This is a genomic window from Solidesulfovibrio carbinoliphilus subsp. oakridgensis (assembly GCF_000177215.2).
In the GTDB taxonomy this organism is placed as follows: Bacteria; Desulfobacterota; Desulfovibrionia; order Desulfovibrionales; family Desulfovibrionaceae; genus Solidesulfovibrio; species Solidesulfovibrio carbinoliphilus.
The window spans coordinates 2,886,089-2,900,626 of sequence record NZ_CM001368.1 but is presented as its reverse complement, the minus strand read 5'-3'; the positions used below and the strand labels follow the sequence as shown (position 1 = coordinate 2,900,626).

At 64.7% G+C, this 14,538-nt stretch carries 12 protein-coding genes and 1 tRNA gene; 5 read left to right on the top strand and 8 right to left on the bottom strand.

Translation table 11 applies throughout. The features are described from left to right. Window positions 1-53: 53 nt before the first annotated feature. Window positions 54-1,124, top strand: a complete 1,071-nt coding sequence (locus DFW101_RS12665) for an aldo/keto reductase (protein ID WP_009181922.1) — start codon at window positions 54-56, stop codon at window positions 1,122-1,124. 103 nt (window positions 1,125-1,227) lie between these two features. Here DFW101_RS12665 and DFW101_RS12660 read toward each other — a convergent pair whose 3' ends face one another. The 4 genes from DFW101_RS12660 to DFW101_RS12645 form a co-directional block, all read right to left on the bottom strand. Then, entirely contained in the window at window positions 1,228-1,623 is a 396-nt protein-coding gene (locus DFW101_RS12660) for a four-helix bundle copper-binding protein (protein WP_009181921.1), read from the bottom strand. Window positions 1,624-1,776: 153 nt separating this feature from the next. After that, on the bottom strand, window positions 1,777-2,937 hold the full coding sequence (locus DFW101_RS12655) for an acetyltransferase domain-containing protein (protein ID WP_009181920.1): 1,161 nt from the start codon (window positions 2,935-2,937) through the stop codon (window positions 1,777-1,779). A gap of 192 nt (window positions 2,938-3,129) precedes the next feature. Then, a complete protein-coding gene (locus DFW101_RS12650; RefSeq protein WP_009181919.1) occupies window positions 3,130-4,341 on the bottom strand; it encodes a hypothetical protein in 1,212 nt (403 codons plus the stop codon). 163 nt (window positions 4,342-4,504) lie between these two features. Continuing rightward, the gene (locus DFW101_RS12645; protein ID WP_232286011.1) at window positions 4,505-5,128 is read right to left on the bottom strand and encodes a hypothetical protein; all 624 of its coding nucleotides are present in this window, start codon (window positions 5,126-5,128) and stop codon (window positions 4,505-4,507) included. A gap of 161 nt (window positions 5,129-5,289) precedes the next feature. Between DFW101_RS12645 and DFW101_RS12640 the strand changes: the two genes are divergently transcribed. Beyond that, window positions 5,290-6,867 carry a glycosyltransferase family protein gene (locus DFW101_RS12640; RefSeq protein WP_009181917.1) on the top strand — a complete coding sequence of 526 codons (1,578 nt, stop codon included), beginning with the start codon at window positions 5,290-5,292 and terminating at the stop codon, window positions 6,865-6,867. 211 nt (window positions 6,868-7,078) lie between these two features. Here DFW101_RS12640 and DFW101_RS12635 read toward each other — a convergent pair whose 3' ends face one another. Both DFW101_RS12635 and DFW101_RS12630 read right to left on the bottom strand, forming a co-directional pair. Beyond that, complete coding sequence (locus DFW101_RS12635; RefSeq protein WP_009181916.1) at window positions 7,079-8,683, bottom strand: acetolactate synthase large subunit; 1,605 nt, start codon at window positions 8,681-8,683, stop codon at window positions 7,079-7,081. Window positions 8,684-8,828: 145 nt separating this feature from the next. Further along, a complete protein-coding gene (locus tag DFW101_RS12630) occupies window positions 8,829-9,740 on the bottom strand; it encodes an EamA family transporter (protein ID WP_009181915.1) in 912 nt (303 codons plus the stop codon). Between the two features lie 181 nt (window positions 9,741-9,921). Between DFW101_RS12630 and DFW101_RS19520 the strand changes: the two genes are divergently transcribed. Beyond that, complete coding sequence (locus DFW101_RS19520; protein WP_157137641.1) at window positions 9,922-10,326, top strand: hypothetical protein; 405 nt, start codon at window positions 9,922-9,924, stop codon at window positions 10,324-10,326. 967 nt (window positions 10,327-11,293) lie between these two features. Here DFW101_RS19520 and DFW101_RS20290 read toward each other — a convergent pair. Beyond that, the gene (locus DFW101_RS20290) at window positions 11,294-11,818 is read right to left on the bottom strand and encodes an MgtC/SapB family protein (protein ID WP_083838484.1); all 525 of its coding nucleotides are present in this window, start codon (window positions 11,816-11,818) and stop codon (window positions 11,294-11,296) included. A gap of 644 nt (window positions 11,819-12,462) precedes the next feature. Next, window positions 12,463-12,538 (bottom strand) — tRNA-Ala (locus DFW101_RS12625). Between the two features lie 155 nt (window positions 12,539-12,693). On the opposite strand from DFW101_RS12625, the gene DFW101_RS12620 reads away from it, so the two are divergent. Further along, on the top strand, window positions 12,694-13,692 hold the full coding sequence (locus DFW101_RS12620; RefSeq protein ID WP_009181913.1) for an ABC transporter permease: 999 nt from the start codon (window positions 12,694-12,696) through the stop codon (window positions 13,690-13,692). Beyond that, a complete protein-coding gene (locus tag DFW101_RS12615; RefSeq protein ID WP_009181912.1) occupies window positions 13,685-14,530 on the top strand; it encodes an ABC transporter permease in 846 nt (281 codons plus the stop codon). The genes DFW101_RS12620 and DFW101_RS12615 overlap by 8 nt, the downstream gene beginning before the upstream one ends. Window positions 14,531-14,538 lie beyond the last annotated feature (8 nt).

Genomic DNA, 14,538 nt, shown 5'->3' with positions numbered 1-14,538 from the left:
TCCCCGGGCCGGCCCGGCCCGGGGAGTGCCGACCGGGACGCAAGGAGGTTTGCATGGGCATCGACAGACGCACGTTCTTGGGATTGTCCGTGGCCGGGCTGGCCACCTGCCTGGCCGCCGGAGAGGGCCTTGGCGCGGCCGCCGCTCCCCCGGCCGCCGCTCCGGCGGAGCCGCCCGCGCCGCAGGCCCAAGCCCCCCTGCCCGGTGCCACCCGCAAGGGCGACATGCCCTACCGGCCGCTCGGCCGCACCGGCGAGACCGTTTCCCTGGTCGGCATGGGCGGCTACCACCTGGGCCGGCCCTCGGAAAAGGAGGCCATCGCCCTGGTGCGCCGGGCCGTGGACGCGGGCCTGACGTTTATGGACAACTGTTGGGATTACAACGGCGGGGCCAGCGAAATCCGCATGGGCAAGGCCCTTGGCGACGGCTACCGCGACAAGGTCTTCCTCATGACCAAGATCGACGGCCGCGACAAGCGGACTGCGGCCCGCCAGATCGAGGAGTCGCTGCGCCGGCTCCGGACCGACCGCATCGACTTGCTCCAGTTCCACGAGATCATCCGCATGGACGACCCGGACCGGGTCTTTGCCCGGGGCGGAGCTATGGAGGCCATGGCCGAGGCCAGGCAGGCGGGCAAGGTCCGGTTTGTCGGCTTTACCGGCCACAAGGACCCGGCCATCCACCTGCGCATGCTGGACCTGGCCGGCCAGCAGGGGGTCCGGTTCGACGCCGTGCAGATGCCGCTCAATGTCATGGACGCCCATTTCCGCAGTTTCGAGCGGCAGGTGGTGCCGCGTCTGGTGGCCGAGCAGACGGGCGTGCTCGGCATGAAGTCCATGGGCGATTCCTTCATCCTGCAAAGCAAGGTGGTTTCGCCCGTGGAGTGCCTGCACTACGCCATGAGCCTGCCGACCAGTTGCGTCATCACCGGCATCGACAGCGAGGCCATGCTCAAGCAGGCCCTGGACGCGGCCCGGACCTACGCGCCCCTGACCCCGGGCCAGCGGCGGGACCTCCTGGCCCGGACCAAGCCCCTGGCCGCCTCCGGCCGCTTCGAGCTTTTCAAGACCTCCAGCCGCTTCGACGGCACGGCCAGGAACCCCGACTGGCTGGGACCGGCCTGAGGGCCGGCCGGCGGCCGGACCTCTCCCCGCCCCGCTCGCAGGAAGGCGGCCGCCGGCCCGATGCCGGCGGCCGCCTTCCCATGACCGGAGACTGCTGGAAAGATCAGGCCCCGAGCAGGGTTTCGCAGGTCGTGGCGCAGTCCTGGCAGGCCGCGGCGCAGATCCGGCAATGCTCCATCATGGGCGCGTGCCGCTCGCATTCGTCGGCACAGGCCCGGCAGGCCGTCAGGCAGGCCTGGAGCAGGGCCTTGGCCGCCTGGTCGTCCGCCTCGGGCAGCCGCGACAGGACCGTGCCCGTGGCCGCGCAGATGTCGGCACACACGAGGTTTTTCCGGATGCAGGCCACGAGATGGGGCAGGTGCTCTTGTTCGTTCAGGCAGGCGTCGGCGCAATGGGTGCAGGCCTGGGCGCATTCGAAGCAGCTGTCCACGCAGGGGGCCAGGGATTCGGCCAGGGGATGCCGACGGGGGTGGCTTTGCAGCATGTCTTTCGTTTTCATGGATGTCTCCTTCGCAGGCTGGAGGTGGATGCAACTCCCCGGATAGGGATGTCTCCCGCCGCAGGCCCCGAAAGGGGCCACCCTGTCCCCTACCCTGTTTCCGGGTCTCGGGCGAGAGAAATCCATGCTCCGGGAACAGGGGAAAAAACCGGACTAGAGCATCCGCCAGAGCGACGTGGACGGCAGGCCGGCCTTGAGGCGGCCGTAGAGGACGCACAGGGGATAGAGCACGGCCAGGCCGAGCAGCCAGAAGGGATACATCTCGGCGATGGTCGTCGGCAGGGGCAGGGCCAGGCCGACCAGGGCGTAGACGTAGAGGTGGACGAGGTAGAAAAAAAGCGGCGTGCGGCCGAAAACGGCCAGCCCCCACCCGCCGCCTCCGGCCCCCCCGGCTTCGGCCCTTCCCCCGGTTCCGGTGGCGGCCAGGAGCAGCCCGCCGAGGACCACCGCGTCCGCCCCGAGGGTCAACAGCAGGAAATCGACGCTCGGCGGATACTTGGTGACGGCAAGGAGCGCCATGAAGCCCGTGCCGGCCGGCCGGTGGAAATCGCCCATGCCGGCCAGGCGGGCCAGGAGGAACGCGGCCAGGGCCAGGATCCCGGCCACCAGCAGCAGCCGGCCGGCCCCCCCGGCGTCCCGGCGCAGCCGCCGCCCCAGGCACAGGCCAAGCCCGGCCACGCCGAGCCAGGGAACGAGCGGGTAAAACACATACCCCGGCCCGGCCTTGCCCGGCACGAGCAGCACCCCGGCCCAGAGCGAGCCGGCTCCCGGCAGGCCCGCCGGCAGCGGGACCAGGAACTGGGTGGCGGCGATGGCGGCCAGGGAAAGGCCCAGCACCAGGACCGACGACATGCCGACCAGCGGCGACCAGACGAGCATGGTCGCGCCAAGGCCGTAGAGGACCCCGAAATACGGCGTCAGACGCCAGGTGCCGCTGTCGAACAGGGACCAGGCCGGGTTTTCCGCCAGGAACTGGAGGCAGACCAAAAGGACGCCCCGAAGGGCCAGGTGCAGGACGATCTGGGGCAGGGTCCAGCCGGCGCGTTTGCGCGAGCCGGCGAAAAGGGCCATGCCGACGCCCATGAGCAGGAAAAAACCCGGCGCGCACAGGTGGCTGGCCAGCCGGGTCACGAACGGCAGGACCGCGTCGTAGCGCGGCAGGGGCCGGGACCAGAGTTCGGTCGGATGCACCCCGGCCACGAAATAGCTGGCATGGTCCAGGGCCATGAGCACCATGATCAGTCCACGGAAGGTGTCGAGGGCCGTCATCCGGGCCGATGCGGGCCGGGCTGCGGTGACCGGTTTCACGTCCATGGCGGCCCAAATACCATCCCCGGGCGGTGGGGACAATGCAAAGGGCCGGATTTCTCCGGCCCTCGATTCGACGAGGCCTGGGCCCCGCTCGTGTCGCGTCCTTACAAACACGTCAGTGCGTTATACGCTACGAACCAGTTCCACACGAACGTTGCATTGAAATGCGCGTCTTCGTTCCTCAAGGACGCGACCCTAGCGGGCGCCCAGGCTGTCGAACCAGTCCTTCTGGTCGAGGACGCCGAACAGGAACGTGCCGCGATGGTCGGCGTTGTCCCCGGCGTAGACCGCCTCGGCCGGGGCCCCGGCGACCGCCCGCTGGTAGTCCACGGGCAGGGTGGCGACATAGGGGGGCATGACCTCGTCGATCTTGCCGTAATAGTAGCGGCTCGGCGTCTTGTACCGCCACCGGTAGGCCTGGTTGTCCTGGAGCCGCCGGTAGAACCGGCTGGCGGCCATGGAGCTTTGGCCGGCGAATTCCGGCCGCAGGAGCCCGCCCACCGTCGGGGGCAGGGTTTTGGAGGCCTCCTCCCAGCCGATCCTGTTCTCGTACAGGTCGTTGGCCGTCGGCCAGTAGGCCTCCTTGATGGCCGCCCGGGAGAGGCCCGGCAGCTCGTAGTACCGCTCGTAGGCGAAGAGGAACAGGAGCGGCGTGCCCGGGAGCCAGGCGGCGTCCAGGGACGTGGGGTTGTTGAGCCAGCGGGTCAGCAGGAGATAGAGGTCGCAGGGGGTGCTGGCCGTGGCCGCGGCCGTGACCGGGATGTCCAGGGCTTCGAGCTTGTGGCGAAACTGCATGGTGGCCCAGGCGCCTTGGGACCAGCCGCTGAGAAAAAGGCCTTGCTGGGTGAGGCCGAGGTCCGCGCAGACCAGGCGGGAGGCGAAATACATGTCCAGGCAGGCCTGGGCCGTGGCGTCTTTCACCATGTAGCTGTCCGGCTCCGGGGAGTCGCCCTTGCCGAGGTAGTCCGCGCCGATGACGACATAGCCCTGGCCGGCGAACCGGGCGATCAGAAGCCGCGTTTCCATGGATTCCTCGGGACGCGAGGGCACGGCCGTCTTCGTGAACACGGTGCCGTGCTGGTAGGAGACCACGGGCAGGGTCTTTTGCGCCACCTGGGGCACGGCGACGAGGCCCGAGGCCGTGGTCGGCTTGTTGCCAAGCTCCGGGATCACGGTCTCGTAGACCACCTTGTAGAGGCTGACGCCGTTTTTCGCCGGCGGATAGCGGATCGCAAAGGGGCTGAAGGCCGCCACTTCCTCGGTCAGGATCTTGTTGAGCCGCTCGACCGTGTAGTCGCCGAGGTGCTCGTAGCGGACCGAGGCGGGCAGCGGGGCCGGCGGGCCGGCCTGGGCCAGAGAGGAAAGGCACAGGAGGAGCGGCAGGCAGAGCGGGAGGATGCGTTTCATGAAAAGGGTCCTTCTTCGGGCGATCGACCAAGAGGCCGCCGCATGCCGTGTTGGTACAGGCCCCGAAAAACAGGTGTCGGCGGCGGGTAGGTTCAGGGTTCCGTTCCGGCCGGGGGCGGGAAAAAACGGGCCGGCCTTCCCGGCCGGCCCCCTGCCTTCGACGTTATTTCTGGCGCTTGGCAATCCCGATGGCCACGACGGTGTCCGTGGGCTTCACGTGCCGGTAGACGATCTCCAGGGTGTCGTTGTCCACGATCCGGGCGTCCCAGATCCCGTCCAGGTCCGCGGCGTAAAGGCTTTTGCCGTCGGCGGAGACCATGCCGATAAACTTTTCGGCGCCGCGCGCCGAGGTGTAGGTGCCGGACACAAAACGCCCGTCCTGGCCGGTCACGTCGATGCGGCCCTTGAGGACCTTTTGTTTCGGTTCCCAATGGGTGATGTTGCCTTGCTTTTTCCCATGCAGCAGCAGGCCGCCCCTGGACTCGGTGTCCCATTTGCCAAGCAGGGAGGGAATGCCGTCCTGGGCCACGGCGACGGAGGTTGCCGAAACGAGGACGAACAGGGCGAGAAGCGCGATTGCGGTCTTCATGTTCCATCGCTCCCTTTGCGAGCCGTCGGTTTCCAACGGGTTCGAGGTTCCTTCACCGGGCGGCGGCCCGGAAACGGTTGCAGAACCTTGCGGCAGGCGGCCAGCCCCTCCCCGGATGGCGCGGCTGTCCGCAACGCCGGCACCATGCCGCCGGCCGACGATGGGCCGGCCCAAGCGGTTGCGGTGCGACAGCCCCATGCGTCATGCGATGCAGTTTTCCTGCAAAAGATGCAAGGGCCCTCGCGCCGGCCACTGCGGTTGCGCCGCCCAGGGGCCTATGGTTAGATGGGCAACGGCAAGGGCGATCCTGGTTTGGCGGCCGAGGCCCTGGCAACGCGTAACGGAATTCAGGTCTGCCCATGCGCATACTCCACGCCGGCTGGTTTCTGCGGGAAGGTTTCCAGGAAATCGGCTGCGAAGTCGTACCGCTGCAACTGGATGCGGCCAAGACACTCGACGAGCTGGTCGAGCAAACGGGCGTCCGGCCCGATCTGGTTTTCATAGAACTTTTCGGCAAGACAACTCTTCCAAAAGCATTTTTCAACTGCCGGTACAAGCTGGCGGCCTATTGCATCGACAGCCCGCTCAACGAATATTGGCATATCCCGCTGACGAAACTTTTCAATTTCGTTTACGTGGACCAGCTCTCCTCCGTATCGAAATTCCGCAGGAATGGCATCCGCGCGAAGTGGCTCCCGCTGTGTGCCTCAAGGATGGACTTTCGGCCGGCGGCCGAGAAGAAGCATCTTATCACATTTGTCGGAAGCCTGACCGCCTACCGGACCAAACGGGCCAATCTGATAAACCACATACGGAGCAGCTTTCCGGTCAACATCGTGCAGGACATCTCCAAAGCGGCCATGCTCGATGTCTTTGCCGCGTCGCGAATCGTCCTCAACGAGAACTTTTTCTCCGGCCTCAATCTGCGATTTTTCCAGGCCCTGGCCTCGGGATCCTTGCTGCTCACCGAACGCCGTGGCTACGGGGTCAATTTTCACTTTCAGGAGGGGAAGCACTACGCCGGCTATTCGCCAAGTGACCTCCTCGCCACCATCCAGGCCATAGCGGACGCGCCCGACAGCTTTGCCCCGATCGCGTTGTGCGGCCAGGAAGCCTGTAAAAAGCAGCACACCAGCGCAAGTCGGGCACAAACCGTCCTGGACGACCTGGCCTCCGGTCCGCAACACCCCGCGCTCTCGTTGCCTGCAAGAAAGCTGCACGAGGCCCAAGGCAAATACTGCCACGCCGTTCGCTTTGGCGGGAATTTCGACGAGTCCGTCGCGCTGCTCAAGGACTGCGCAAACGCTTCCGGTGAAAGCATGTCCCACGCCTTGTGCGTTCTGGGCAGCATCCATCTCCGTACGAATCGCAACGAATCCGGGGTCGCTTTCCTGGAAAAAAGCGCCACCGTGGCCTGTGTCCACGGATTGAGCGCCACGCTCAAACTCCTGCTCTTCTTCGCCGGGGACCGTCGATTCTTGACCTGCCTGGCAGCGCTGGTATCGCTCATGGCAGGCTTGCGCATGAATTCGAAAAAGTATTTCAAATACATAAGCCTGCTGAAAAACGGTCAAGAAGCATATTACAACAGCTGCATGCTGGGCTATGAAATACTGTTCGATCTTAAAATCAATTACGATCTGGGCTTCCAGAAACCGGACCAAGAGCGTTATCCGGATTACGCCATGGAATATGCCCTCCTCGCCTTTGCGGCAAAGAAAACCTCGCAATCGCTAGACGCCATCATACGATGCGCCCAAAAAGGCGGCTTCGCGCCGGAAGCGCTTGGCTACATCAAGGAAGCGATCCTGGCCGGGGCCGCATCGGACGAACAGATCGCCCTTTCGGCTTCGCTTGCCCTCCAATATTATGACTTCGATTACGCGGAAACGACCCTCAAAGCCCTGAAGGCCACCTTTTCGCCCGCCGTTTCCTGAGTCGCCGTTGCCCGGAAGAGGCGGGGATCGGCGTGGCGCGGGTGTGGCAGGCTGGCCGGCGGCGGCCGTCTGGCCGGCCCGGACGGGAAGGGCGAACCATGTGCCGGGCGGGAAAACGCCCAAGCGAGAGGCCCCGTCCGGGGGGACGACGGCCCTCCGGGCCGCTCCCCCGGCCTGGACGGTGCCGCCCTCTCCCCGAGCGGATGCGGCGCTACACCACGGCCTCGATGAGACGCGGGCCGGACTGGCCCAAGGCCGCGGCGAACGCCTGGGCGAACGCCTGGGTCGTCTCCGCCCTGACGGCCGGCACGCCCATTCCCTCGGCCAGCCGGGTCCAGTCGAGGGAGGGATTATGCAGGTCGAGCAGGGACCGGGCCCGCTCCCCGCCGGACGCCGCCTGGACCAGGCGCAGTTCCTGATTGAGGACCGCATAGGACCGGTTGGCGTAGATCACCGTGACCACGTCGAGCCGCTCCCTGGCCTGGGTCCAAAGGGCTTGCAAGGTGTACATGGCGCTGCCGTCGCCCTCCAGGCAGACGACCTTGCGGTCCGGGGCGGCAAGGGCCGCGCCGGTGCTGAGAGGCAGGATGCCGCCGATGGAGCCGCCCGTGAGGGGGAGGTAGTCGTGGGGCGCGGCCGTGGCCAGGAGCGCGGTGTACGGGAGCGTGGAGGTGATCCCTTCGTCGGTGACGATGGCGTTTTCCGGCAGCAGGGCGGCCACGGTGCGCATGACGCTTTCCGCGGTGAGCGGGCCGGGCGGCGGCAGGACGGGCGGTTCGAAAGGCGCGACGGCACCCGTCGCGGGCGCGCCGACCGCCTCGGCCAGGGCGGCCAGGGCTTCGTTGCCGTCCTCGTGGGGGTGGGACAGGGTCAGGATTTCGCAGTGCGGCGGCGTCAGCCAGCTTTCCTGGCCGGGGTAGGCGAAAAAGGACACCGGAGGTGCGGCGCCGACCAGCAGCAGTTGCCCGAAGTCGTCCAGCCGGCGCAAAATGTCCTTGCCGCGATAGGCCAGCCGTTCGACGACCGGGGAGCCGGCTCCGCCACGCAGGCGCGGGGTGAAGGTGTCGCAGAAAAGCGTGGCCCCGGTTTTGGCGGCAATGCGGCCGGCCGTCCGAAGCCCGTCCCCATGGAGCACGGCGCCGCGCATGAGGATGGCGGTCTTCCTGCCGCTTCGCAGGGCCTCGGCCGCGGCGTCGACGGCCCCTTCGGAAACTTTCGACGCGGGGCAGACCTCGAGCCGGGGCGCCGGACGTTCCGCCGGCAGCCAGGCCGTGTCGGCGGGCAGGATCAAGGTCGCCACCCGCCCGGGCGCCTGCCGGGCGGCCTGCACCGCCCGGGCCGCATCGGCCGCCACCGTGCGGGGGCTTCTCGACCGGCAGACCCAATGGGAAATGGCTTCGGCAAAACCCGTGACGTTGGCGTTGAGCGGCGCGTCGTAGCGTTCGTGGGAGGTGGCGTGGTCGCCGACGATGTTCACCACGGGCGACTGGGCCCGACGGGCGTTGTGCAGGTTGGCCATGGAGTTGGCGAAGCCCGGGCCGAGGTGGAGCAGGGTGCAGGCCGGCTTGCCCGCCATGCGGGCGTAGCCGTCGGCCGCGCCGGTCACCACGCCCTCGAACAGACAGAGCACCGGCCGCATGCCGGGGATGCGGTCCAGGGCGCTGACGAAATGCATTTCCGAGGTGCCCGGATTGGCAAAGCACACGTCCACCCCGCTTGCGACCAGGGTGGCGACCAGGGATTCGGCCCCGTTGCAGGGGCCGGAAAACGAGGCAGGGGCAGCGCCCGCACGTGGTTGAGACGTTTTCTCGCTCATCGCATCCTTCCCGTTGTGTTGCGCGTTCATTTTTCAAACAGGCAGCCGCCGCGTCCAGCCCAACCCGTCTTCCCGTCGGCTCCGGCCGCCGTGCCGCAATCGCCTGCCGGCCGCAGCGCGACGCCCGGCCGCCCGGCCCACCGGATCACGGTCCGCTTCGCGCCGGAGGCCCACCCCCTGCCCTTCCGGATGCAATTCGCGCGGATCGTATCGGCAAAACAACCACCACGAGGCCGGCCAGTATGAGCGCCATGCCGACCAGACGCTGGGGGCCGAACGTCTCGCCCATCACGAGGTGGGCGCAGAGGGCTCCGAAGACCGGTATCAGCAGGGAAAAGGGCGCCACCGTGCCGGCCGGATACATTTTGAGGAGTTTTCCCCAGCCGCCGTAACCGACGAGCGTGGCGCACACGGTCAGGTACAGGACCGCTCCGACGCCCGTCGCATTGAGATGCGTCATGGCGTGCACGATACGCTCCGGCCCCTCAAAGAGGTAGGACATTCCGAGGAGCGGCAACGGCGGAATGAGGCTCAGCCAGACGATAAGCGGCAGCATGTCCGCCTTGCCCGCACCGCGCATCAGGACGTTCCCGAGGGCCCAGAAGACGGAGGCGGCTATCACGAGGGAAAAGCCCATGAGATTGACGCCGCCGCTTCCGGCAGTGAGCCCGATAAGCCCGAGCCCGGCCAGGGCGATGCCGGTGCCGGCGACCTGACGCCATCGCGGCCTTTCCCCAAGGACGATCGCCGCAATGAGGAACGTGAAAAAGACTTGCGACTGCAACACCACCGACGCCACTCCCGGCGGCATCCCCACGGCCATGCCCAAAAAGAGCAGGCTGAACTGCGCGACAAACCACGCCAGTCCAAGCGCGATCATCCGCGTCCAGGAAATTTCCGGGCGCGCCAGGAAAGGCACCAGGGCAGCGGCCAGCACAAACCGAAGGGCCGCCAGGAGAATCGGCGGGAACGATTGCAGGCCGAGCGTGATGACCACGAAGTTGCCGCCCCAGAGCGCGACAACGACAAGGGCCAGGAGAAGATGTTTGGGTTTCATGTCTTGGAGCGGTTACACGCGGTCCAGGTTGTACATGCGGCGGGTGAGGTCGGAAGAGGTTTGGGTTTCATGTCTCGGAGCGGTTACACGGTGTTCCAGAGAGGCGACCGGCGGGACAGGGACAGCGCGGGCGACGAAACGGGGAAGGCATGGAGCACCCTTCCGGTTGCCGCAAGGCGACATGGCCGGCAAAGTTGCCCTGCCGAAGGGGCAACGTCAAGGCGTGGGCCGCAAGCGGGTACGGTCCACTGTACCCCCTCACGGAAAATCGCTTCCCAGAGGCACCGGGGGAAACTTGCCAGAAGCATTGGGGGTGTTTCTCGTACAAATTGCAGGAAAAATCGAGGTGGGGATGCTGTGGCGGGGTCCACCCCGTAGCCAACGGGTAGTGTTGGCGCGGGTGCTTTTTTCAAAAGAAAGGATGCATTTCAAATGTCCAAATGTCCAAATGCCGGTTTTCACCTGGAATATCAGAAAGTTATATGAAGTCGATGTTTCTCGCCTCGCCAAGCAGCAAAAATCGCACTTAGCCAGCCATATCGATGTAAAAAAGAAAGGCCCAGACTGTAAAAGCCGGGGCCAGTAAAGTTGCGATGTAAAAAATGACTAATAGGTTATTGTGGCGGCCTCGACTAAGAATGTAGAGCTTGTGTTTACCACACGTGGAGTTTGCCAGATTGTATTTTTTACTGGCCTCTAAGTGCCCTACTGCGAGGAAGACTGTCCGACAGTTAATTCACCCAATGGCATTCCCTCCGTTAAGATTGCAAACAACCTTCACAAAGGACACGCCTAAAATATAGAGCTGGGCTGGAACTCTGTCTAGTGCTATTTTGGGAAATCTTTACAAAAGAATCACTGTGAATTCAGCCGGTCGGGAAAAAGCTCAATATATTAGCCGAGAAATTTGTGCGCATTGCCTGCCGATGTCCAACCCCCCGGCGAAATCGGGCGTTCACACTAGGGAGCCCACCCTGGAGCGGGGGAGGCCCAGGGGACAAAGGCCCAAGAAACAAGGGCACGGCCCAGGAAGGGGGTGTAGGGCGCGAATCCAGGAGGTGTCCGGGGTGGTGACCGGGGCCGAGGACGGGGGAGGTCCAGGAACCCAATCAGCCCCGGTAAAAAGCACGGCCCCTGTGACTGTCTCCGGCTGCACCTGCGCCAAACCCTGCGTTAGCACGCGTTCTTCAAGAAAAAGTAGCGTGTCCCAGCCCCCGCCATCCTTCGGACTGCGTTTTGAAAAGTTTACATCCAAAATGTCACCAATGTCACCGACGTAGGGGCCACCCAGGGCCAGCTAACAGGCCAACCCCCAGGAAGAACATTATCTTTCTTTAAGAATCCCCTGGTCAACGTCCTCCCGCCGCGTCCCGGACAGCCCGTGGTCATGCCCAGGAGAAGTTTCAAAAGACCCAGCCCAGGAGCCAAGGCTCAATGGCTACCACCGCTTGAAAATCCACCAAGAGTCCCTTCGCCTTCTCCCTACGTCATACCTGCAGGCTCAGAGTCATCCGCTCCTTCCCTGTCCTCATCGATGCCATCTCGCGGTCCTTTCAAGTATCCGAGCCGGACCTGTCCTGGGTCTGACCTACCTCGTGAGTGCATGCTTTTGTTTTAACTCGAAAAAGTAAGGGAACGGCCGAAAAGATGAAAAGGGCCAGAAAGGTACTCAGGACAGCGGTCAATTCCCGCCCCATTCCTGCAGCTACGCCTATTGCTGCCGTTACCCATATGCCAGCCGCTGTAGTCAATCCCCGAGTCTCAACTTGCTTAGTCCCCACAATTATGGATCCCGCCCCAAGGAACCCCACGCCGGTGATCAATCCTTGTAATACTTTTGCTGAATCTGAAGTAGATAGTCCAGCTTGTTGAGGAACAAGGATAAAGAGTGCTGCCCCTATGGCAACCAGCATATGCGTTCGAACCCCGGCGCTCTTGCCTTGCTGCTCCCGCTCGTACCCCAGCATACCGCCAAGGGACGCGGCAACTAGAAGGCGAAGTATGATGCGTGTAGCTTGCGTTACATCCGGCACATCTGAGAACTCGGACAACAGTGTCTTCCCTATCTCTTGCCACATGCTCACCCCCTTGTTGTCACTTCTCGTTTTCCTACTTGATTACAGCCCGGGCGAAAACGTTGATTGGGCCATAACGCGCTCCTCCTGGAAGAGGGCCGGGCCGGGGAGCCCAATCCCCCAGTCCCAGGGGAAAGCCCCAGGAAGGGGCCTACCACGCGAATCCAGGGGGTGTCCGAACCGGCGGCCGGGTGGGGAGGATGGGGGAGGCCCAAGGGACCAATGGGGACGGGTAAAATCCCAGCCCCTGTGGCTCAATAGGCCTGTTCCTACGCCATTCCTTGCTTCAGGGGCAGCCAAGATTTCCGTCAGCAGGTAACAGGGCCAGATTTTTTCAGGGGATGAACCCCAGAAGTCCAAAATGGGGGGCTCTCTTGAAAATCCCCCAAGCGACCGTGGTTTCATTTCTTGCTCAACTATTCGTAAAACAAAGGAAATATTTATGGCAGGAGCGAAAGAGACGGAGGGGAGGGCGACCTCTTGAAAAAAAATCAAGCGACCGGGGAATAGTTTCTTGGTCTAACAAGTGGGCTGGGAAATGGTTCTGCCCTGGCACATACCCGCCACAACCTAGTATTGGCGCGCGTTGGCGCTTAGGCAAAGAAAAAGGGGTCACCGATTTCTCGGTAACCCCTTGGCATGCTTCGTGGTGGAGCTGGAGGGAATCGAACCCACGACCTCTTGAATGCCATTCAAGCGCTCTCCCAACTGAGCTACAGCCCCGCAGCGAGAGCGGAATCTACCCTTCGCCCGAAAAAAGTCAACCGCTTTTTTCGGCCCGCCCGCATTTTTTTCGCGGCCTTTCCTTCCACACCCGTTTCCCGTACAAACCGGCCTTGGATTGGCGCATGCCACACCCCTCAAGGAGTCCGCCACACGTGCTCGCCCTGGCCGCCCGCCTGCTGCGCAAAACCCTCTGGGTCGCCGCCATCTTTTTCGGCATAACCCTCATCAGCTTCGCCGTGATCCACCTGGCCCCGGGGTCGCCGACCGACATGCAGACCACCCTCAATCCCCTGGCCACGGCCGAGACCCGGGCCCGCCTGGAAAAACTCTACGGCCTCGACCGGCCGCTCTCCGTCCAGTACGCCGACTGGCTCGGCAAGCTCGTGCGCTTCGATTTCGGCCAGTCCCTGTCCGGCGACCACCGGCCGGTCTGGGACAAGATCCGTGAGCGGCTCCCCCTGACCTTTTCCATGAACATCGTGTCGCTCTTCCTGACGCTGGTCATCGCCGTGCCCATCGGCGTGGCCTCGGCCTGCCGCCAGGGCGGGCTGTTCGACCGGGCGGCCACGGTCTTCGTCTTTGTCGGCTTTGCCGTGCCCGGCTTCTGGCTGGCCCTGCTCCTCATGCTGCTCTTTGGCATCTACTACCCGGTGCTGCCGATCTCGGGCCTGACTTCCATGGACTTCGCCACGTTTTCCCCGTGGCAAAAGGCCGTGGACCTGGCCCGGCACCTGGCCTTGCCCATTTTCATCTACACCTTCGGGTCCCTGGCCGGGCTGTCGCGGTTCATGCGCGCGGCCATGCTGGAGGTCCTGCGCCAGGACTACGTGCTGACCGCCCGGGCCAAGGGCCTGCCGGGATACGTGGTCATTTACAAGCATGCCCTCCGAAACGCGCTCCTGCCGGTCATCACCATTCTGGGACTGTCCATCCCCGGCCTGATCGGCGGCTCGGTCATCATCGAGTCCATTTTCGCCCTGCCGGGCCTGGGCCAGCTTTTCTACCAGTCCGTCATGGCCCGGGACTATCCGCTGATCATGGGCAATCTGGTCCTCGGCGCGGTCCTGACCCTCGCCGGCAATCTCCTGGCCGACGTGGGCTACGCCCTGGCCGATCCGCGCATCCGCCTGGGAGGGCGGCCCCGTGGCTAGCCTGTTCGGCCGGGTCCTGCGCCGGCTTTTGCCGCGCCACGGCATGTTCTGGGCCGGGCTGGTGCTGGTCGGCTCCATCTCGGCCGCCTCGCTCCTGGCCCCGCTTTTGGCCCCGGCCGACCCCACAGCCCTTGACGTCAACGCCATCCTGGCCCCGCCAGGGCCCACCCATCTCCTCGGCACGGACGCCCTGGGCCGCGACGTCCTCTCCCGGCTTCTCTACGGCGGCCGGGTGTCCTTGTGGGTCGGGTTCGTGGCCGTCGGGCTCTCGGTCTCCATCGGGCTTGTGCTCGGGCTTTGCGCCGGGTATTTCGGCGGCCTGGTCGACGAGGCCATCATGCGCGGCGTGGACGTGATGCTGTGTTTTCCCTCGTTTTTCCTGATTTTGGCCGTCATCGCCTTTCTGACGCCGTCTTTGACCAACATCATGGTCGTGATCGGCCTGACCTCCTGGATGGGCGTGGCGAGGCTCGTGCGGGCCGAGACGTTGACCCTTCGCGGCCGGGAATTCGTGCTGGCCGCCCGGGTGTCCGGCATGCGTGCGCCGGGCATTTTATTTTACCACATCCTGCCAAACGCCCTGGCTCCGGTCCTGGTGTCGGCCACCCTGGGCGTGGCCGGGGCCATCCTCACCGAGTCGTCGCTGTCCTTCCTCGGGCTTGGGGTGCAGCCGCCCATGCCGAGCTGGGGCAACATCCTCATGGAAGGCAAGGAAGTGCTGGAAGTGGCTCCGTGGCTGTCGATCTTCCCGGGCATGGCCATTTTGCTGACCGTGCTCGGCTACAATCTTATCGGGGAAAGCCTGCGCGACATCCTGGACCCCAGGCTGCGGCAGTAGGAACGGCG